This window comes from Ensifer adhaerens, assembly GCF_020035535.1.
Lineage (GTDB): Bacteria > Pseudomonadota > Alphaproteobacteria > Rhizobiales > Rhizobiaceae > Ensifer.
The window spans coordinates 1215175-1235195 of sequence record NZ_CP083349.1; the positions used below are offsets into that span (position 1 = coordinate 1215175).

22 protein-coding genes are annotated in these 20021 nt (G+C 61.4%); 15 read left to right on the forward strand and 7 right to left on the reverse strand.

Translation table 11 applies throughout. The annotated features are described in order from the left end of the window. Window positions 1-56 precede the first annotated feature (56 nt). Genes LAC81_RS05970 through LAC81_RS05980 form a run of 3 tightly spaced genes read left to right on the forward strand, consistent with a single transcriptional unit; the run spans window position 57 to window position 2970 of the window. Window positions 57-500: an EamA family transporter gene (locus tag LAC81_RS05970; RefSeq protein WP_223727077.1), complete on the forward strand. Its 444-nt coding sequence runs from the start codon at window positions 57-59 to the stop codon at window positions 498-500. After that, the gene (locus tag LAC81_RS05975) at window positions 497-1507 is read left to right on the forward strand and encodes an NAD-dependent epimerase/dehydratase family protein (RefSeq protein WP_223727078.1); all 1011 of its coding nucleotides are present in this window, start codon (window positions 497-499) and stop codon (window positions 1505-1507) included. Before LAC81_RS05970 ends, LAC81_RS05975 begins: the two co-directional genes overlap by 4 nt. Window positions 1508-1518: 11 nt before the next feature. Then, a complete protein-coding gene (locus tag LAC81_RS05980) occupies window positions 1519-2970 on the forward strand; it encodes an aspartate aminotransferase family protein (protein ID WP_223727079.1) in 1452 nt (483 codons plus the stop codon). Between the two features lie 36 nt (window positions 2971-3006). Here the strand turns inward: LAC81_RS05980 and LAC81_RS05985 are convergent, their stop codons facing one another. Beyond that, complete coding sequence (locus tag LAC81_RS05985; RefSeq protein ID WP_113537713.1) at window positions 3007-3606, reverse strand: YceI family protein; 600 nt, start codon at window positions 3604-3606, stop codon at window positions 3007-3009. Further along, window positions 3603-4223: a cytochrome b gene (locus LAC81_RS05990; protein WP_223727080.1), complete on the reverse strand. Its 621-nt coding sequence runs from the start codon at window positions 4221-4223 to the stop codon at window positions 3603-3605. Before LAC81_RS05990 ends, LAC81_RS05985 begins: the two co-directional genes overlap by 4 nt. A 192-nt stretch (window positions 4224-4415) precedes the next feature. On the opposite strand from LAC81_RS05990, the gene LAC81_RS05995 reads away from it, so the two are divergent. The 6 genes from LAC81_RS05995 to LAC81_RS06025 all read left to right on the forward strand — a co-directional run bounded on the left by LAC81_RS05995 (window position 4416) and on the right by LAC81_RS06025 (window position 10252). Continuing rightward, window positions 4416-4895 carry a hypothetical protein gene (locus tag LAC81_RS05995; RefSeq protein WP_223727081.1) on the forward strand — a complete coding sequence of 160 codons (480 nt, stop codon included), beginning with the start codon at window positions 4416-4418 and terminating at the stop codon, window positions 4893-4895. A 192-nt stretch (window positions 4896-5087) separates the two neighbouring features. Next, window positions 5088-5573, forward strand: a complete 486-nt coding sequence (locus LAC81_RS06000) for a GNAT family N-acetyltransferase (RefSeq protein ID WP_223727082.1) — start codon at window positions 5088-5090, stop codon at window positions 5571-5573. Window positions 5574-5633: 60 nt separating this feature from the next. After that, complete coding sequence (locus LAC81_RS38395) at window positions 5634-6956, forward strand: bifunctional class I SAM-dependent methyltransferase/GNAT family N-acetyltransferase (RefSeq protein WP_328717032.1); 1323 nt, start codon at window positions 5634-5636, stop codon at window positions 6954-6956. A 123-nt stretch (window positions 6957-7079) separates the two neighbouring features. After that, window positions 7080-7850, forward strand: coding sequence for a triose-phosphate isomerase (gene tpiA, locus LAC81_RS06015; protein WP_223727083.1), 771 nt, complete (start codon window positions 7080-7082; stop codon window positions 7848-7850). 131 nt (window positions 7851-7981) lie between these two features. Beyond that, window positions 7982-8476, forward strand: coding sequence for a preprotein translocase subunit SecG (gene secG / locus LAC81_RS06020; RefSeq protein ID WP_113537708.1), 495 nt, complete (start codon window positions 7982-7984; stop codon window positions 8474-8476). Between the two features lie 138 nt (window positions 8477-8614). Continuing rightward, entirely contained in the window at window positions 8615-10252 is a 1638-nt protein-coding gene (locus tag LAC81_RS06025) for a CTP synthase (protein WP_162768747.1), read from the forward strand. Between the two features lie 97 nt (window positions 10253-10349). Here LAC81_RS06025 and LAC81_RS06030 read toward each other — a convergent pair whose 3' ends face one another. The 5 genes from LAC81_RS06030 to LAC81_RS06050 all read right to left on the reverse strand — a co-directional run bounded on the left by LAC81_RS06030 (window position 10350) and on the right by LAC81_RS06050 (window position 14401). Then, window positions 10350-11537, reverse strand: a complete 1188-nt coding sequence (locus LAC81_RS06030) for a DUF418 domain-containing protein (RefSeq protein WP_223727084.1) — start codon at window positions 11535-11537, stop codon at window positions 10350-10352. A gap of 234 nt (window positions 11538-11771) precedes the next feature. Beyond that, window positions 11772-12428 carry a CDP-alcohol phosphatidyltransferase family protein gene (locus LAC81_RS06035; RefSeq protein ID WP_223727085.1) on the reverse strand — a complete coding sequence of 219 codons (657 nt, stop codon included), beginning with the start codon at window positions 12426-12428 and terminating at the stop codon, window positions 11772-11774. Beyond that, window positions 12412-12810: a hypothetical protein gene (locus LAC81_RS06040; protein ID WP_223727086.1), complete on the reverse strand. Its 399-nt coding sequence runs from the start codon at window positions 12808-12810 to the stop codon at window positions 12412-12414. The genes LAC81_RS06035 and LAC81_RS06040 overlap by 17 nt, the downstream gene beginning before the upstream one ends. Then, window positions 12807-13757 carry a phosphatidate cytidylyltransferase gene (locus LAC81_RS06045; protein ID WP_223727087.1) on the reverse strand — a complete coding sequence of 317 codons (951 nt, stop codon included), beginning with the start codon at window positions 13755-13757 and terminating at the stop codon, window positions 12807-12809. Before LAC81_RS06045 ends, LAC81_RS06040 begins: the two co-directional genes overlap by 4 nt. Continuing rightward, window positions 13754-14401, reverse strand: coding sequence for a lysophospholipid acyltransferase family protein (locus LAC81_RS06050; protein WP_223727088.1), 648 nt, complete (start codon window positions 14399-14401; stop codon window positions 13754-13756). The genes LAC81_RS06045 and LAC81_RS06050 overlap by 4 nt, the downstream gene beginning before the upstream one ends. 380 nt (window positions 14402-14781) lie before the next feature. On the opposite strand from LAC81_RS06050, the gene LAC81_RS06055 reads away from it, so the two are divergent. The 6 genes from LAC81_RS06055 to LAC81_RS06080 all read left to right on the forward strand — a co-directional run bounded on the left by LAC81_RS06055 (window position 14782) and on the right by LAC81_RS06080 (window position 19996). Next, window positions 14782-15738, forward strand: a complete 957-nt coding sequence (locus tag LAC81_RS06055) for a class I SAM-dependent methyltransferase (RefSeq protein WP_223727089.1) — start codon at window positions 14782-14784, stop codon at window positions 15736-15738. A gap of 209 nt (window positions 15739-15947) precedes the next feature. Further along, window positions 15948-16118, forward strand: a complete 171-nt coding sequence (locus LAC81_RS06060; RefSeq protein WP_223727090.1) for a hypothetical protein — start codon at window positions 15948-15950, stop codon at window positions 16116-16118. A 182-nt stretch (window positions 16119-16300) separates the two neighbouring features. Further along, window positions 16301-17191, forward strand: coding sequence for a VOC family protein (locus LAC81_RS06065; RefSeq protein ID WP_223727091.1), 891 nt, complete (start codon window positions 16301-16303; stop codon window positions 17189-17191). Beyond that, window positions 17191-18033: a 3-deoxy-8-phosphooctulonate synthase gene (kdsA, locus tag LAC81_RS06070; RefSeq protein ID WP_223727092.1), complete on the forward strand. Its 843-nt coding sequence runs from the start codon at window positions 17191-17193 to the stop codon at window positions 18031-18033. The genes LAC81_RS06065 and kdsA overlap by 1 nt, the downstream gene beginning before the upstream one ends. Before the next feature lie 137 nt (window positions 18034-18170). After that, on the forward strand, window positions 18171-19445 hold the full coding sequence (eno, locus tag LAC81_RS06075; protein WP_223727093.1) for a phosphopyruvate hydratase: 1275 nt from the start codon (window positions 18171-18173) through the stop codon (window positions 19443-19445). A 230-nt stretch (window positions 19446-19675) separates the two neighbouring features. Beyond that, complete coding sequence (locus tag LAC81_RS06080; protein WP_223727094.1) at window positions 19676-19996, forward strand: FtsB family cell division protein; 321 nt, start codon at window positions 19676-19678, stop codon at window positions 19994-19996. Window positions 19997-20021 lie beyond the last annotated feature (25 nt).

Below are 20021 nucleotides of genomic sequence, written 5' to 3' on the forward strand. Positions count from 1 at the left end.
TCACGGAAAATCCGTCTCTTGCCCGTAAGTACATTTGCGGGACTGGGAGTAAAACAATGAAATATATTCCATTCATTCTCTTTACGGTTTTTACCAATGCTGCCGCTCAGCTCATGCTGAAGCAGGGCATGATGACACTCGGACCGATTTCGATGACCGCCGAAACGGCAATCGTGCGTCTGTTCCAGATCGTCTTCAACCCATGGGTCTTTGCCGGCCTTGTGACCTTCGTCATTTCGATGGCGTCGCATCTCTATGTGCTGTCGAAGGTCGAGCTTTCCTTTGCCTATCCGTTCCTGAGCCTCGCTTACGTTGCCGTCGCTGTCTTTGCCTACTTCGTTTTCCGCGAAGACCTCAATGCCTGGCGCATCGCCGGCATCGCGCTGATCTGCGCGGGAACCGTTCTTATCGCCCAGTCGGGCATCTCATCCCATGCCGATGACAGGCCGGCTGAGGCCGCTGCCGGGGTGAGCACCGCAGAATTCGGGAGCAAGTCATGAAACACATCATCTTTGGTGGCGACGGCTTCGTGGGCCGTCACCTGGCGGAGCGTCTCGTCAAGGACGGCGAAGACGTGGTGATCGCCGATATCGTCAAGTCCGACCTGCCGCATTACGGCCGCGCCCGCTTCGTCCATTGCGACGTCACCGATCTGGAATCTGTTCAGAAGGTCGGCATCGGTCCCGATGACATGGTCTACAACATGGCGGCGAAGATGCTGTCGCCGCTGCAGATCCGTTCGAAGCGCTGGCAATTCTTCTGGCCCGTCAACTATTACGGCGCCGAGAACATCATGAAGGCCATGGACGCAGCCCGCGCATCGCGTCTGGTGCAGTTCACGACCGACATGATCTACGGCCACACGGTGCAGTCGCCGCAGACCGAAGACCACCCGGCAAAGCCTCTCGGCGAATACGGCAAGTCGAAATGGGCGACCGAACAACTGGCCGTGCAGTGGCGCAAACAGGGCATGAGCATCTCGATCTTCCGCCCGCGCCTGATCATTGGCCCCGGTCGTCTCGGCATTCTCGAGAAACTGTTCAAGCTGATCGACATGAACCTGCCGGTGCCGATGATCGGCTGGGGCAAGGTGCCCTACCAGTTCATTTCGGTGTTCGATTGTGCGGAAGCCGCGCGCCTTGCCTGGAAGGGCGGCGTGCCGAACGAAGCCTACAATCTCGGTTCCGACAATCCGCCTTCCGTGCGTGATCTGCTCGGCAACCTGATCAAGCATGCCGGCTCGAAATCCTTCCTGCTGCCCACGCCCGCCTTCGCCGTCAAACAGACGCTGGCCTTCTTCGACTTGATCAACAAGCCGATCATGGATCCGGAGCAGTATCTGATCGCTGACGAAATGTGCGTGCGTGAAACCGGCAAGCTGAAGCGTGAGCTCGGATGGCGCGCGGAATACAACGACGGCGACATGCTGATCGCCGCCTATGACGAATATCGGGCCAAGAAGATGGGCGCCGCAGCTCCTGCAGCTGTCGCCGTGCCGGCCGAATGAGGGGAGACACCATGCTGGACAGACCGAACCGTATCGCCGTTGCCGCCCCTTCGCTAGATGGCGGCGTTGCAAGGCCGGAACTGATCACCGTCGAACAGGCCAAGGCCATGTCGATCGGCGACATCACGACGGCTTTCAAGGAGCACCTGAACCCCGGCCAACTCCACTTCATGAAGCTTCTCGGCTTCCACAAGGTGAAGATCGAGAGCGCCGAGGGTATGTTCTACACCGACCAGAACGGTCGCCAGATCCTCGATTTCTTCGGCGGCTTCGGCTCGCTCGCCTTTGGCCACAACCATCCGCGCATTCTTGATGCACGGCTGAAATTCCAGGACGAAAAGCGCCACGAGATCGCCATCGCCTTCATGTCGCAATACGCGGCGGCGCTCGCCAAGAACATCGCCGCCTGCTCGCCCGGCGACCTCGACATGGTCTTCCTCGGCTCGTCCGGTTCGGAAGCGATGGAGGCTGCGGTCAAGCTTGCCGAGCGTGCCGCCGGCCCGAAGCGGCCGAAGGTCGTCTATGCCGAGAATTCATTCCACGGCAAGACCAAGGGCGTGCTCGCCATCACCGACGGCCAGCTTTACCGCGCCGACTTCAAGGTGGCAGACAACACGGTGCGCGTGCCCTTCGCCGATATCGACGCGGTGGAGAACGCCTTTAAATCCGACCCGGAAATCGGCGTCATCGTCTTGGAAACCATCCAGGGCGGCGGCGGCATCATCCAGGCGCCGGCCGAATACTGGCACAAGCTGCGCGCGCTCTGCGACAAGTACGGCGTGCTTTGGGTCGCCGACGAAGTGCAGTGCGGTTTCGGCCGCTCCGGCCGCTTCTATGCCTTCGAGCACTACGGCGTTGTGCCTGACGTCACCGCGCTCGCCAAGTCGCTCGGTGCTGGCAAGGCGGCCGTCGGAGCGATGATCGCGCGCCGCGAAGTCTACATGAAGGCCTATGGCACGCCGAAGACCGCGATGATCCACGCGATGGCGACGTTTGGCGGCATGGGCGAGGCCTGCGTGACGGCGATCGAAGGTATCAACGTGCTCTACGACGAGCACCTGATCGACCGCGCCGCTGACAGTGGCGATTACCTGCTCGAGCGTCTGCAGGCGCTGAAGGACAAGTACCCGAAGATCATCAAGGACGTGCGCGGCAAGGGCTTGATGGTTGGTCTGGAGTTCCAGGACTTCAGCCAGACGTTGCCGATGGTCCTGCGTCCTGTTGTCTCGATGCTCGACGACAAGCTCAAGGGCTCGCTGTCCGGCTTCATCGGCGCGTTGCTTTTGCGCGACTACGACGTGCTGGTCGCCTTCACCGAATACAATCGCAACGTTATCCGGCTTGAGCCGCCGCTGATCTGCGAGCGCGCCCATGTCGACCAGTTCATCGCTGCCCTAGACGGCCTGCTCGGCCGCGGCATCGTGCGGATCGTCAAGGATTTCGTCGGAAGCCAGATCGGCTGAGCAACGAGCCTGTCGTCTTGCAAGGGGCAGGGGCGCCTAGTGCCTCTGCCCTTTGATGTTCATGTCAAATTCGACGACATTGGAGTAGATCGGCGTGCCGACATCCATGCCGTAGGGTGAGCGGTGGATGTTGCCGCGGATGTTGAAAGCAATCGAACCGCGATTCCAGTCAAGCAGCGTCACCGAAAAACGTTCCTTTCGCGAAGTGCCGCGTGCCGTCAACGTTCCCTCGACCGCGGCCGTATCCGGGCCGGTCTGTTTCACATTCGTCGACCGGAAGGTGACGGTGCTGAAGTTCGCGGTGTCGAAGACGGCGCTCGACTTCAGGAAATCCTCGATCCGTTTCTCTCCCGTTTTTACGCTTTCCGGATAGAGCGTGAACTCGACCGTCGAGTGGTCGATATCGTTGCGGTCAATACGGAAGTTGCCGGAAAATTTGCCGAAGTCGCCGACGATCCCTCCACCGCCTGCTTGTGCCACCGTAAAGTGGATGCGGGAAGCGGACGTAATGCCATAGTTGCCGGCGGCATCCGCAAGGTCGGGTGCGGCGCCCACAGCGAGCGATGGGCTGACGGACATGGCCGCAAGCAGGGCGAGTGCAAGTGCTCTGGGTGATGGTTGCAGGCGCGGTGTCATGGTTTCTTCCTTCCAGCGATGACCGGATCGGCGCTCGCCGCTTGGGAGCGTTTATGGCGGCGCGAACCGGCTGGCAGCATGCGGACGAGGACGTCGTCCCGCCGCGCAAAGTGGTGGTAGAGCGCGGCCAATACGTGAAGCGTGACGAAGGCGAGGAGCAGATAGGCGAGCGTCATATGGACGAGCGTCCAGAAGTCCTCGGCCTGTGCCGATTTCGCCATCGGCAGATGTGGTATGACGAACCAGTCGAAATAGAAGCTTGGGATGTTCAGCGTCGAGGTCGATGCGACCCCCCAGCCGGCAAGCGGGACAGCGAGCGCGAGCCCCATGAGCACGATATGGGTGAGGCTGCCGGCGCGCTGTTCGAGTGCGCTTAGACCTTCTGGCGGTTTCGGACGAAGCTCAACCATGTGCCAGAGCACGCGGACGGCCGCGAGGCCAAGCGCGGTGAAGCCCAGCGATTTGTGCCATTGGTACAGCGAAAACTGAAGCGCCGGATCGATCGGTAGCCGGCGCATGATGACGCCGAGGGCAAGCAAGCTAAGGATGATCGCCGCAATCGTCCAATGAAGAACGATGGTGACCCAGCCAAACCCGGCCTTGTCATTGCGCAACATGATCGTCTCCGTGGTCGCCAGCCCGGTGGCTACAACTCGGTCACGGCGGTGAGACCCATGAGCCCATGCTTTTATTCGCCGATAATACCGTAAAATTGCACTGCGATCTTGTTGATGTCGGCAAGCTGTGGTCCACTTGCGGTGGAAGGGGACACGGAGGGGTTGTTCCCGGGAGCAGTTGGGCTGGCGTACATGACGAAGAAAAAAACGACACCAATGAGTCCGCACGAGCGGGAGGCTTATGAGCAGGCTCGCACGGGTATCCGCCTTGGAACCGAAGGCAAATATGGCGAGGCGATCGATGCCTGGCGTCTGGCATCCGACACGTCCGATGCCCACCTCGCGTTCACGGACATGTATTACTGGATCAAGAGCGGTTACGGCGCGGCGCTTTGCGATGCCGGGCAGTATCGGGAGAGTATTGCCGTCTCGCTCATGTCTCGAGAGTGGACGCTGGAGCGGCGCCAACCGCTCTCGTCGCTATCGATCGCGCGCTCGTATCTCGCGCTTGGCGAAGGCGAGGCGGCCGCCCCTTATCTCCGCGAGGTTCACGGCTTGATCGGCGATGCCATCTTCGAACAATTCGACGAAGATCTTGAGGCGGACGTCCACGCGGCGATCGCCGGCCTGGAAAACGGCGGAACGCGGCCTTCCGCCGACCGACCGAAGTGACGTTGGGTTCCGAGGCCAGGGCCAGGACCAACCGCAAACCGGAATATAACGGCGCTCGCGATCGCGAACGGTCAGGCGTTTTCTCGCCATGATTTCATTTTAGGTGCCGATTGCCCCTTTGGCGGGTGATTCGAAGTCGACCGTTCTGGTTCCGGCTCTTTTTTACATTTTGATTTTTCTTAGGAGTTTCCAATGAGTGAAACCGTATTGCCGTCTGATGCCGAAATTACCCTTCGGCGCATTTCAGCCCTGACCGTCTGCGACGTTTGCGAGCTCAGCGAAACGCTGAGCGACGAGCAACGCAACATGGTGGCGGACAACGGTACCTCGATCGCCGAGGCGCATTTTTCCGAGAACGCCTGGTTCCGCGCGATCTACGCGGAGGAAACGCTCGTCGGCTTCATCATGCTACACGAAGGATCCGACTGGGACGACGGTATCGATTGCCCCGGTGTCTACCTCTGGCGGTTCATGATCGCCCGCCCGTTCCAGGGCAAGGGGTTTGGCAAGCAGGCGATCGCCCTTGTCGTGCGCGACCTGAAAGCGCGTGGTCTTCACGAACTCTACACGAGTTACGGACAGGGCCCCGGCAGTCCCGAAGGATTTTATCGTGGCCTCGGCTTCGTGCCGACGGGCGAGCACTATGACGACGAGCTTGAGGCCGTACTGAAATTTTAAGACAGTGCAGACATGGGCGCCGGCTTCATGTCTGCCGACACGATGTTCATGAGTATGATTATGAGTAATGATCTACACGAGGCCAACCGCCTCTCCTGGAATGCTGCGACGGTTGCACACAACAGCCACAAGGGCGATCAGGCAGCCTTCTTTCGCGCCGGTGGCTCGACGCTCTATCCGGAAGAAATCGGGCTGCTCGGCGATATGACCGGGCTGGACCTCCTGCATCTTCAATGCAACTCCGGCCAGGACAGCCTGAGCCTTGCGCGTCTCGGCGCCAGGGTCACCGGCGTCGATATCTCGGACGAAGCGATCGCCTTTGCAACCCGGCTCTCCGAGGAAAGCGGGATAGCGGCCAGCTTCGAGCGCGCCGACCTGTTCCAGTGGTTCGACGGCGCTCGGGCGAACGGGCGTCGGTTCGACCGGGTCTTTGCGTCCTACGGCACCATCTGCTGGCTTTCGGATCTCGGCATCTGGGCGCGGGGCATAACCGACGTGCTGAGGCCGGGCGGTCGTTTCGCCTTCATCGAGTTCCATCCGTTCGCGATGGTTTTCGACCCGAGTTGGCAGCCGCACTATGACTATGCGCCGAAGGAACCGGTCGCAGAGGCTGGCGTCGGCGACTATGTCGCGGATTCCGGCGCTGGTCTTGCCGCTGCCGGCTATCAGCAGGGTGTGGTGGGCTTCACCAATCCCCATCCATCCTTCGAGTTCAACTGGGGGATTGCGGATGTTATCCAGGCGCTCATCGATGCCGGGCTCAGGATCGAGCGCTTGACGGAGTATCCCTACTCCAACGGCTGGGTCGGCTTCGAAGGCATGCGTGATCTCGGTGGCCGACGCATGGCGCCGCCTGCGACCATGCCAAGCCTGCCCTTGATGTATGCGATTGCGGCGTCGAAGCCAGGCCCGGAGACAGGAGGCAGGGCAGCGGCGGGCACCACGCCCATGACCATTCGGCCCTGGCGCCCGGAGGAGGGCGACCGGCTGCTCGCAATCTGGCTCGCCGCTTCGCGCATCGGTCATCCGTTTCTCGGAGAAGCCCGCCTTGTCGAGCAACAGCAGGTGGTGCGGGACACCTATTTGCCGATGGCCGACAACTGGGTCGCCGAGATCGACGGCAAGGTCGTGGGCTTCATCGGGCTGATCGAGAGCTTCATCGGCGGGCTGTTCGTCGATCCAGATATCCGCGGTTCGGGCATAGGTCGCGCCCTTGTCGAGGATGCGGCGTCCCGCCTCGGGCAGCTCGAAGTCAGCGTCTATGCGGACAATCAAGCTGCCGTCGACTTCTACCATCGCCGCGGTTTCGTCGAAACCACGCGCAAGGAGACTGACGACGAAGGATTGCCGTTTGCGGTGATCGACATGGTGCGCAACGCCTGACAATTGCTCGCAGCGGGGCAGGGCAACTTGTCCCGCTGCCAGGGAATAATCACCGGCAGCGCTTTTATTTGCCGGCCGCATTTGCTAGGCCGCTTCCGGAGAAAAGTATCCGGAGGAAATTGCATGACGCCCGATATCCGCCCGCTCGTCGCCGGCAACTGGAAGATGAACGGAACCCGCGCCTCGCTGGACCAGATCAAGGCGATGGCCGAAGGGGTCAAGGGCGAACTTTCCGCCAAGGTCGAGACGCTGATCTGCCCGCCGACAACCCTGCTCTACGTGGCAACGGCGCTTTGCGACGACAGCCCGCTGATGATCGGCGCGCAGGATTGCCATCAGAAGCAGTCGGGCGCACACACCGGCGACGTTTCAGCCGAAATGATCGCCGATTGCTTCGGCACCCACGTCATAGTTGGTCACTCCGAGCGTCGTACCGACCACGCTGAAAGCGATGCGCTGGTTCGCGCGAAGACCGAAGCGGCCCATGCCGCCGATCTCGTGGCCGTCGTCTGCATCGGCGAAACCGGTGACGAGCGCAAGGCAGGCAAGACGCTGGACGTTCTGAAGCGCCAGCTCGCCGAGAGCCTGCCGGATGCCGCGACTGCCGAAAATACGGTCATTGCCTACGAGCCCGTCTGGGCGATCGGCACGGGCCTGACCCCGACGGTGGCCGACGTCGAGGAAGCTCATGCCTTCATGCGCAAGGAGCTCGTTTCGCGCTTTGCAGACCCTGGCGCCAAGATGCGCATCCTCTATGGCGGCTCGGTCAAGCCTTCCAATGCAAAGGAACTGATGGGTGTGGCCAATGTCGATGGCGCGCTGATCGGTGGTGCGAGCTTGAAAGCGGAAGACTTCCTCGCCATCTACCGGGCTTATGAAGAATTGACGGCCTGATTGCACGGAGCACCGGGCAGGGGCTTGGAATGACGCACGGCATGGTATAAAGAGGCGCGAAAATTGCGCCCGGCCATGCTGAGTTTGCGCATGGATTGATTCGTGTGCCCAAGGGGCAGGACTGGAAGCTGATGCAGACCGTACTACTCGTCATCTATCTCATGGTCGTCGTCGCCCTGATCGGCGTCGTACTCATTCAGCGCTCCGAAGGCGGCGGCCTCGGCATCGGCGGCGGCTCGGGCTTCATGTCCGCGCGTGGCACGGCCAATGCGCTGACCCGCACGACGGCAATCCTTGCCGCGCTGTTCTTCGTCCTCGCGATTGCCATGGGCATTCTGGCGCGCTACCAGCCGCAGGCAACCGATATCCTCGACCGGATCCCGGGCACCAGCTCGAACGGCGGCGGAGTTCTCGATTCGCTCGGCGGCGGCAACACCCAGGCCCCGGCCGGTGGCGCCACGCAGCAGCAGCCCGCAACTGCCCCGGCAGCCGGCAATGGCGCAGCGACCGGCAACGGCGTTCCCTCAGCCGCACCGGCAACATCCGGCGAAGCTCCGGCAGGCGGCGCAACGACTGAGACGCCCGCCAACAACAACTCGGGATCGCAAGTTCCCAGCGGCCAATAAGGTCGCAATTCAGAAGAACCCGCCGGCGGATGTTTCATCCGCCGGTTTTGTTTTGTGTGAAATCTGCCTCCATCCAAAGACGAAAAGTTCTGGAACATGAATTTTTCGGTGGCGGAATCATTTGTGAAAAGGTATCCGGTGACTCCCATGGCGCGATATGTATTCATCACTGGCGGCGTGGTTTCCTCCCTCGGAAAAGGCATCGCTGCAGCGGCTCTCGGAGCACTGCTGCAGGCGCGTGGCTACCGGGTGAGACTGCGCAAGCTCGACCCCTACCTCAACGTTGACCCGGGCACCATGAGCCCGACCCAGCACGGTGAGGTTTTCGTAACCGACGATGGCGCGGAGACCGATCTCGATCTCGGCCACTATGAACGCTTCACGGGGCGTTCGGCGACGAAAACCGACAACATCACCACGGGCCGGATCTACAAGAACATCATCGACAAGGAACGGCGCGGCGACTATCTCGGCGCAACCGTTCAGGTGATCCCGCACGTTACCAACGAAATCAAGAACTTCGTCACCGAAGGTAACGACGACTACGACTTCGTTCTCTGCGAAATCGGCGGCACGGTCGGCGATATCGAGGCGATGCCGTTCATGGAGGCGATCCGCCAGCTCGGCAACGACCTGCCGCGCGGCACCGCCGTCTACGTTCACCTGACGCTGATGCCGTATATTCCTGCGGCAGGCGAACTGAAGACCAAGCCGACGCAGCATTCGGTCAAGGAACTGCAGGCGCTTGGCATTCATCCCGATATCCTGCTCGTTCGCGCGGACCGCGAAATTCCGGAAGCCGAGCGCCGCAAGCTCTCGCTGTTCTGCAACGTCCGCCAGTCGGCGGTTATCCAGGCGCTCGACGTTGCCTCGATCTATGACGTTCCGATCGCTTACCACAAGGAAGGCCTCGACAACGAAGTGCTGGCAGCCTTCGGCATCGAGCCGGCGCCGAAGCCGCGCATGGAAGCCTGGGAACGCGTTGCAGATCGGATCCGTACGCCGGAAGGCGAAGTCACGATCGCGATCGTCGGCAAGTACACGGGTCTCAAGGATGCCTACAAGTCGCTGATTGAAGCGCTCTACCACGGTGGCATCGCCAACCGGGTGAAGGTCAAGCTCGAGTGGATCGAATCGGAAGTCTTCGAGAAGGAAGATCCCGCACCCTATCTCGAAAAGGTCCATGGCATCCTCGTTCCCGGCGGTTTCGGCGAGCGTGGCTCCGAGGGCAAGATCAACGCGGCGCGCTTTGCCCGCGAGCGCAAGGTGCCTTACTTCGGCATCTGCTTCGGCATGCAGATGGCGGTCGTGGAAGCTGCCCGCAATCTCGCCGGCATCGAGAAGGCGTCGTCCACCGAATTCGGCCCGACCAAGGAGCCGGTTGTCGGCCTCATGACTGAGTGGGTGAAGGGCAACGAACTCGAGAAGCGTTCGGCGTCCGGCAATCTCGGCGGTACCATGCGCCTCGGCGCCTACCGTGCGTCGCTCAAGAGCAACACGAAGATTGCCGAGATCTACGGTTCGACCGATATTTTCGAGCGTCACCGTCACCGCTATGAAGTCAATGTCGACTACAAGGATCGCCTGGAATCCTGCGGCCTCGTCTTCTCGGGCATGTCGCCGGACGGCGTGCTGCCGGAGACGGTCGAGTACCCGGATCATCCGTGGTTCATCGGCGTCCAGTACCATCCGGAGCTGAAGTCGCGCCCGCTCGACCCGCATCCGCTGTTTGCGAGCTTCATCGAAGCGGCGCTGGAACAGTCCCGTCTCGTCTAAGGCGAGATTGCATCAAACAAGAAAGGCCGGTCGTGAGACCGGCCTTTTTCATATGTGCTGGTGCGCGGAGTTCCTCGTGCGACCAGCCAGAGAGTGCTCAGCGCGCCTCGACCGGCTTGCGCCATTGCGGCGCCCGCCAGATGGTGATGAAGCGCAGTACCCATTCGAGCGGGCCGTAAGCGTAGCGCGCCATCCACCAGCGGCTGGTGAAAAGCTGGGCCGTGAAGATGGCAAGCGCAATCAACACCGTTGCCAAGGGCGAGACTTTGCCGATGACGCCAAGGCCGTAGCCATGGAAGATCAGAGCCGCGACCAGTGACTGTATGAGGTAGTTGGAAAGCGCCATACGGCCGGCGGGCGCCAGCAGGGTGCGCAGGCGCTGCCCCACTGTCGTTCCGAAGAACAGCATCATGCCGCCGACATAGGCGCCGGTCAGGAACGGGCCGGTGATCAGACCGATCGAAAGCCCGATGATGGCGACAGGCGAATCGATCAGCTCGACGCTGGCATAGGCATAGACGATGGCGCCTGGCAGTCCGATCCACAGGCCAGCGCGAAGCAGCCGTTGGAAGAGTGCGCGGTTTTCCTCCGGCCGTGCCAGCGTCTTGCGGCGCCCGGCGATCAGACCGAGCACGAACATGGCAAGCGCACACGGCGCCTGCAGCAGGCCAAGTATTACCCAGACTGACGAGAGTTCCGTCAGGTGCTGGCCGATGATAGCTTGCCAGTCGCCTCGAAAGGCAAGTTTAGTCGCCTCGGCCGCAGCGAGGATCGCGGACCGGTCGAGCGGCATTGGCGCCAGTGTAGCGAGCATGCCGAGCGCACCCCATGCTACAGCAATGAGAATGATCAGCCACTTCGCCAGGCGGAAGAGGGCGGCATCGCTTCGGTTCCGTAGTGTCAGCAGTACGACACCGAGCACGGCATAGGTGGTGAGAATGTCGCCATGGAAGAGCAGAACCGCATGGGCAATACCGATCAGCCAAAGGCCGGTCTGCCGTCGCAAGAGCCGGGGGACGAAGGCTTCGCCGGATTTTTCCGCCGAGCGCATCTGCAGAGTGAAGCTGTAGCCGAACAGGAACGAGAACAAGAGGTAGAACTTCATCTCGAAGAATAGCGCGATCACGAGATGGACGGTGCGGTCGGCGATGCCGCCGAAGGCGGGGTCGGCGAGCTCCAGTCCATAGAACGCGGAGGCGAAAGCCATGGTGTTGACGATAAGGATTCCGAGCAGTGCGAAGCCGCGCAATGCGTCGACATCATCGATGCGATCCGGGGTGGTCATTCGAGTTCTCCGTGGCGTCAGACGCTGGAAGCGTGCGCCATAACTAGTTGAAACAGCGCCATTTTGTGAAAATGAACGTCTCAATCGCCAGCAGGGACAGGGGAACCCCGCTCTGCTTGTCGAGTGTCTTATTTATTAAATCGACTAGTCAATCTAATAAATGGAGCAATGAGACGTCAAGAGGCACCTGCGGCGAATGCGCGGGTGTGGCTCAGTTGCTGTGATAGGGAACGATCAGCCTTTGTGGCTGGTGTTCTGTCGGAGCCAGGCGATTTGGCGGCGGGCACGCAGGAGTGCGGTGAGTGCAGCGCCGATCGAGATCAACAGCAGCGCGGCCCAGAGGATTTCGCCGTCGCCAAGCCAGAGGCCTTCAAGCGACGAAAGAACCGCAGCCAGCGTCATTGTCGCCATGCGGTGTTGCTTGGCCATCGGGCCGGAGAAATCGCTCGGAGCGCCATTGGCGCGGCCAAGTTCGCGCACATAGGCAGTCAGTACGGCGAAAGTAGCTGCAGCGAAACCGAGGGCAGGCACGCCGATCCCGAAGCCGGCGCCGACGAAGATGAAGACATCGGCGACACGGTCCGGAAATTCGTTCCAGAAAGGACCATCGGCTTCGCCTTTGCCACCCTCGACGGCGACCATGCCATCGAAGAGATTACAGAGAAGGCGCCCCTGGCAGAAGAGGGCGGCAGCGATGAACAGCGCGACTCTTGCCCCATCCTGCGTTTCCCCCGTCAGCCAGAAGGCAAGCCCGGCCAAGGCCGCGGCCAGCATGCTGGCCTGCGAGATCTGGTTGGGCGTGACGTTCATCGAGGCCAGGCGCCGCGCGATCGCCTGCGCCCAGCGGGTGTTGCGGCTTGCGAGTGGCCTGCGGTCACCGGTCCCGGTCATGTTCGCCTCGGCTAAAGGAATAGTTGTAGATGGCGGCGTAGGTGGTCGAAACCGTGAGCGGCAGCGCGATCGTTTTCAGGATCTCGGGCGTGCCGCTTGCTGTGTGGATTGCGATGAGGACTGCTGACGAACCAACGCAGGCGAGGAGTGGCGGCAGGACCAACCGCGTCGCGCCGCTGAACCGACTGGAAAGCACGTCGATCGCCGTCTTGAGATAGAGCGTGAGCAGGGCCGAAAGCGTACCCTGGACGACGCCGGCAACGAGCGGCTTCGGCATCGGATGATGGCGATTGGCGAAAAACGCCCAGCCGCCCATGGCGACAAACGCAAATGCCACATGCACCACGCCGCTTGATGCCAATCCCCTCAGCTTCGCGGTCATGTCAGTGACCACCAGTAACGCGTCAGATGGAAGAAGATCGGCGCCGAAAAGACGACGGAATCCAGCCGGTCGATCAGTCCGCCATGGCCCTCGATCAGGTGACCCCAGTCCTTGACGCCGCGGTCGCGCTTGATCGCCGACATCACGAGCCCGCCGAAGAAGCCCATCAAGGTGATGATGAGCGACATCACAGCCGCTTGCATCGGCGTAAACGGCGTAATCCACCAGAGCGATGCGCCGATCAGGGTGGCGCTTGCGACCCCGCCGACAAAGCCTTCGACGGTCTTCGAGGGCGAAAGGGTCGGAGCGATCTTGGTTCGTCCGAAGAGTTTGCCCCAGACATATTGCAACACGTCGCTAGACTGAACGACGATGACCAGGAAGGCGATCAAGAGAACGTTGCGACCGTCATAGCCCGGGATCTGCAACGTCAGCAACGCCGGCACGTGCGAGGCGCAGAAGACGCAGATCATCAGCGCCCATTGCACCTCGGAGATCCGCAGAAGGAAATCACGCGTATCACCGCGCAGAACCGCGACGATCGGCATCAGCAGGAAAGCATAGACCGGTACGAAGATCGAATAGATGCCGTATTGCTCGGCCCACAGCAGGAAGTAGTTGATCGGCAGCACGACGAAGAAGGCGGCGGCGATCGCCCAGTGGTCGCCACGTCGCGTATTTATGAGCGTGATGAATTCGCGCAGTGCCGCGAATGAGCAGAAGGCAAAGAGCAGGAGCACGCCGACCCGACCGGCGACGAAGGCGATAGCGATGAGTACCACCATCGCCCACCACGCCTTGATGCGAGCGTTGAGGTTCTCGATTGCGCCGTTCGATCCGTCCGGCGAAAGCTTCTGCTTGAGCACGTAGCCGATGCTCGACGCGAGCACGAGAATGCCGCCGACACCGAGAAGCAGTTTGAGCATGTCCAGGCTTGCCGCGCTCATGCATTGTCTTCCGTTGAAGAGGGAGCGAGCGCGAGCAGGGCGACCTCGGCGCGGGCGATGAATTCGTCCATGGTCTCCTGCGCCTTGAGTCGCATCGGCTCGCCGAAGGTTACGGTACAGATGAGCGGGATCGGCACGAACTCCCCCTTCGGCATCACGCGGTTGAGATTGTTGATCCAGACGGGGACGAGCGGCACATCCGGCCGCTTGCATGCGAGGTGATAGAGCCCGCTCTTGAAAGGCAACAGGCGCGCATCGGTCTGGTTGCGCGTTCCCTCGGGAAAGAGAATCAGCGACGAGCCGTCGTTGAGGACGGCCGTCATTTGCTCGACCGGATCCTGGGTGCGGGCCGTTGCGTCGCGCTCGATCAGCACCGCGTCGAACACGTCACGGCCGATGAAGGCCGAGAGCTTCGATTTCAGCCAATATTCTGCCCCGGCCACCGGCCGCGTGCGCTCCCGCAGCCAGGGCGGCAAAACCGCCCAGATCAGGACGAAATCGCCGTGGCTGGAATGATTGGCGAAGTAGATGCTCTGTTTCGGCGGCAGGCCGGTCTCATGCCAGATGGCGCGCGCCGCGGTCATTGCGCGCGCAAACATCATGATGGCGATGGAGGCCAGCTTGGCCATGATCTCGCGGATCATGCGAATTCGTGCCCGGATTGGAAACAGGTCGTCGCTCCGACGCACCCTGCGGAGCGTGTGGGCCATGTCCGTACGGGTATCATGCCTTGCAACAATAAGATCAAGCGCTGCCCCTCAGCCTGCGCCCGGCGTACCCCCAGGCTGCATCGACCAACATTACGCGATTGCGTCCGCTTCTCAAGCGGTTGAAATCACAAGCAAGGTGATAACGGACCAGGCGCTCCGGATATTCGCCGTCGTTGCGAAAGGGATCGAACGCAAGACGATGCGACGCCTCGCCACATCCGTCGGTCGCAGAGCCGACATTGACCAACTGCAACCCTGCCGCTAGCCTGCGGTTGCAACATGAGGAGCCTCGTCCAATGCGCCAGTAATGCCCGGTGAAAACCGAATTCGCCTCAACTTCGCTCGCGAAGGGGATGGATGATGGCATTGCTAGACCCGTATTGGCGGTCAGACGCCGAGGCATTTTGTGCTTGCGCCCCCCGTTCGTGAGCGGTCACATTTGGACACGTTTCCAGGGACCGAACATGCAAGGTAAATCCAATCTCGATATCATCGATCACAACCGCCAGGCCTGGGACAGGCAAGCGAGTGAACACTGCGAGTGGTCGCGGCCGGTGACGCCGGAGATGATCGCTGCGGCCCGTGCCGGGCAATGGCAGGCGCGGCTGACGCCTGGCGATCTGCCGAAGGGTTGGCTACCCGACATCCGCGGCAAGAAGATCCTGTGCCTGGCCTCGGCGGGCGGCCAGCAGGGGCCAATTCTGGCGGCGGCAGGTGCCGAGGTCACCGTCTTCGACATCTCCGAGGGGCAGCTCGCCCAGGACCGGCTTGTGGCCGAACGCGAGGGTCTGTCGCTGGCAGCGGTACAGGGGGACATGCGCGACCTCGCGGGCTTTGCGGATGAAGCCTTTGACATTGTCTTTCACCCGATATCGAATCTCTACGTTCCGGCTCTCCAGCCGGTTTGGCGGGAATGCAATCGCGTGCTCAAGACCGGTGGACGCCTGCTCGCGAGCTTCTACAACCCGATTGTTTTCGTTGGCGACCGGGACCCGGGCTATGCGGAGAAGGGCCTCATTCGCCCCGTCTATGCGCTGCCCTTTGCGGAAGCCGAACATCTGGCTGCCGATGCGGTGCAAGCCAAGATCGGTCGCGGTGAAGCGCTGGTGTTCGGGCACAGCCTTGCCGCGCAGATTGACGGGCAATTGCAAGCAGGCTTCATGCTTGCCGGCTTTCACGAAGATTGGCAGCCATCGCCCCGTTTTCTGATCGACAGGTTCGTGCCGACCTTCATCGCCACCTGCGCCATCAAGTGCGATCTCGGCCTTTGACATAGGGGCGCCGCGAACTGTGCGCGTCTTGTGGCGTGCGCAAGAGGAACAGAGCAATCGCGGCGTCTGCGATGACCCGCGGTTGCGTTTTCGGGCAGGCTGCACGCCGATCATGGTGGCTTGTTACGTCGCGTTACTGTTACGTACTCGCCAAACCGCTGGTTTCATTCTTTTATGTTCGTCAGCGAAACTGGAAAGGGTCAATACGCATGCGCTTCATCGCTTTGTTGGTTATGCCGTTGGCGATCGTGCTGGGGCTTTCGGGCTGTGCCTCCACCACGTCCTCGAGCAATACGACCTACGCGCAGCCCCAAACGTTCGCCCCCGGTCTCGGCGCGGGAAATACGGCCAACGCCACGGCGGCTCCGGGCTACTACTAAGGCTCGGGCAGCCCGACACCAGCGGGCAAGCATAATTCCGCGACTGGCGCGGCCCAGCGCGGAGTGTTCTTGTCTGCGGCCCGTGTTCGGGCTCACACGGCCAATCGGCTCCCTGGCCGCGACTCGGCTTGCATTCGCCGGCCAAAAGTTGCAAACAGCGGCGAACCATCAGGGAAAACGCCATGAGCCTCTCCAAGCGCACCACCCGCCCGCTCGATCACCTCGTGCTGCCGGTGGATACGCTTACCCAGGCGCGGCGCCGTTTTTCCGATCTCGGCTTCACCGTCGCTGAGGATGCGCGCCATCCTTTTGGCACTGAGAATGCCTGCGTCTTCTTTTCCGATGGCACCTATCTCGAACCATTGGCCGTCGCTTCCCGCGAGGAATGCGAAGCCGCCGCCCTCGATGGCAATGCCTTTGTCGCCCGCGATCTGGCCTTCCGCTTTCGTCAGGGACCAGAAGGTCTTTCGGCCCTGGTCTTCGGCACCGAGGATGCGGCAAGCGATCACATTCGCTTCCGTGCGCAAGGCGTCTCGGGCGGCGACATGCTGGAGTTCTCCCGGCCGATGAAGCTGCCGGATGGCCGAGAAGGATTGGGTTCCTTCCGCCTTGCCTTCGCGGCGGATCTGCGCTCGCCGGATTTCTTCCTGTTCAACTGTCAGCGCGTCCGGGCCCTGCCCACGGACCGGGCAGCGCTGGAGTGGCACCAAAACGGCGTGACCGGCATTGCCGAAGTGGTTCTCTCGGAAGCCAACCCGACCGATTTTCAGTATCTCCTGCAGGAGGCAGTCGACGAACGCGAAGTCGCTGCGCACTCCTTCGGCATGGATATCTCGGCCACCAACGCCAAGATTTCGGTGCTGAATGCAGCCGGCATGGAAGCCTTCTTCGGTCGCTCGGTCCGCGAAGCCGAACGCGGCCTGCGTGGACGCGCCGTGGTCTTCCGCGTCGCCGACCTCGAGGCGACACGCGCGCTCTTTGCTGACAACGATATCGAATTTGCAGAAATGGGCGGACGCCTCATTGTTCCCGAAATGCCGGGGCAAGGGGTGATCTTCGCTTTTGGAGCTTGATGATGAAAACCAATGCCAGAGTAGTAGTCGGCAACGGCGCCCACCAGGTCGCTTTCGCGCAAACCGATAAGCTGTCGCTGATCGCCGGCCCCTGCCAGATGGAGAGCCGCGAACATGCCTTCATGATGGCGGGTGCGCTTTCCGAACTCTGCAAGAAGCTGGGCCTCGGCCTCGTCTACAAGTCCTCCTTCGACAAGGCGAACCGTACCTCGCTTTCGGGCAAGCGCGGCATCGGCCTCGACAAGGCCATGGAGATCTTTGCCGACCTCAAGAAGGAGTTCGGCTTTCCGGTTCTGACCGACGTCCACACCGAAGAGCAATGCGCTCTGGTCGCTCCGACGATCGACATCCTGCAGATCCCCGCGTTTCTGTCGCGCCAGACCGATCTTCTGGTCGCCGCTGCCAAGACCGGCCGCGCGATCAACGTCAAGAAGGGCCAGTTCCTCGCGCCCTGGGACATGAAAAACGTCCTGGCGAAGTTCACCGAAAGCGGCAATCCGAACGTCATGCTTTGCGAACGCGGCGCTTCCTTCGGCTACAACACGCTGGTCTCCGACATGCGCTCGCTGCCGATCATGGCATCGCTCGGCGCGCCCGTCGTCTTCGATGCAACCCATTCCGTGCAGCAGCCGGGCGGGCAGGGCGGCTCCTCGGGCGGCCAGCGTGAATTCGTCGAGACCCTGGCGCGCGCGGCCGTTGCCGTCGGCGTTGCAGGCGTGTTCGTCGAGACACACGAGGACCCGGACAATGCTCCGTCGGACGGTCCGAACATGGTGCATCTGAAGGACATGCCACGGCTGCTGGAAAAGCTGCTGGCCTTCGACGCGATCGCCAAGGGCTGAGCCGGCGCAACGCTTCGTGAAATTTTCATGAACCGCAATGGCGCGAACGGTTTTGCATATTGCGCGCCATTGTAATTTCGAGGCCTTGGCGTATGACAGGCCCCGACCACCCACCGTCCTCAAGCAGGGAAGAGATCATGACTGCAATCATCGACATCATCGGCCGAGAAATTCTGGACAGCCGCGGCAACCCGACCGTCGAGGTCGACGTGTACCTGGAAGACGGAAGCTTCGGCCGTGCGGCGGTCCCGTCGGGCGCCTCGACCGGTGCGCATGAGGCTGTCGAGTTGCGCGATGGTGGTACGCGTTACCTCGGCAAGGGCGTCGAGCGCGCTGTCGAATCCGTCAACGGCGAGATCTTCGAAGCGATCGGCGGCCTCGATGCCGAGAACCAGATCCAGATCGACAAGACGATGATCGAGCTCGACGGCACGGCCAACAAGTCGCGCCTCGGCGCCAACGCCATCCTCGGCGTGTCACTTGCCGTTGCCAAGGCTGCGGCCGAAGCTGCCGGCCTGCCGCTCTACCGTTACGTCGGCGGCCCGAACGCCCACGTGCTCCCGGTTCCGATGATGAACATCATCAACGGCGGCGCCCATGCCGACAACCCGATCGATTTCCAGGAATTCATGATCGTTCCTGTCGGCGCCGACACGATGCGCGATGCGGTCCGCATGGGTTCGGAAGTGTTCCACACGCTGAAGAAGCAGCTTGCCGCCGACGGCCACAACACCAACGTCGGCGACGAAGGCGGCTTCGCTCCGGGTCTCGCTTCCGCTCCGGCAGCGCTCGACTTCATCATGAAGTCGATCGAGAAGGCCGGTTACAAACCGGGCGAAGACATGTTCATCGCACTCGACTGCGCCGCAACCGAATTCTTCAAGGACGGCAAGTACGTGCTCGAAGGTGAAGGCCGCACGCTGGAGCCGGGCGCCATGGCCGAATACCTGGCGGAACTCGCTGCCAAGTACCCGATCTTCTCGATCGAAGACGGCATGGCGGAAGACGACTGGGATGGCTGGAAGGCCGTGACCGACCTCATCGGCAACAAGTGCCAGCTCGTCGGCGACGACCTGTTCGTCACCAACTCGGCCCGCCTGCGCGACGGTATCAAGATGGGCGTTGCCAATTCGATCCTCGTCAAGGTCAACCAGATCGGTTCGCTCTCGGAGACGCTCGACGCCGTCGAAACCGCACACAAGGCGCGCTACACCGCCGTCATGTCGCACCGCTCGGGTGAGACCGAAGATGCGACGATCGCCGATCTCGCGGTTGCCACCAACTGCGGCCAGATCAAGACCGGCTCGCTTGCCCGTTCGGACCGGCTCGCCAAGTACAACCAGCTGATCCGCATCGAAGAGCAGCTCGGCCTGCAGGCGAAGTACGCCGGCCGTTCGATTCTGCGCGGCTGATCCCGGAGCGGGGTAGGGAAAAATGTGTGCGGTATTCCGCTCGCGTCCCGCTCTAACTTGCTAAAGCGCAGTGCGTCTTGTCAGGCGCGCAAGGCCCACTGCCTCTGATAAACGAAACCCGCTCACGTTCTCGCGTGGGCGGGTTTCTGTTTTCCTGCCATTCATGGTCAACGGTCGGTTAATCAATCGCCGCTAATCTGACTCCGTATTGCGTATCAGGGCGTGAATGGATGTGGACACGGCATCATAAGAAACGGAAACTGGGTCGGCTGGTGATGCCGCTGATCGCGGTCGCCTTTCTCTCTTACTTCGGCTATCATTCCATCCACGGCGGCTATGGCCTGAAGGCGACCGAGCAATTCGATCGCCAGATCGTCGAGCGGCAGGCGCGGCTGGATAAGCTCACGAAGCAGCGAATGATCCTCGAAAAAGAGGTTCAGTTGATGAGTGATGGGGCGCTGGAACGGGACATGTTGGATGAAAAAGCTCGCCTCGCGCTCAACATGTCGCGAAGTGATGAGATTGTTATTTTCCACCGGTCCGCGAATTAACCTGAATTCAGTTAATTGAAATTTG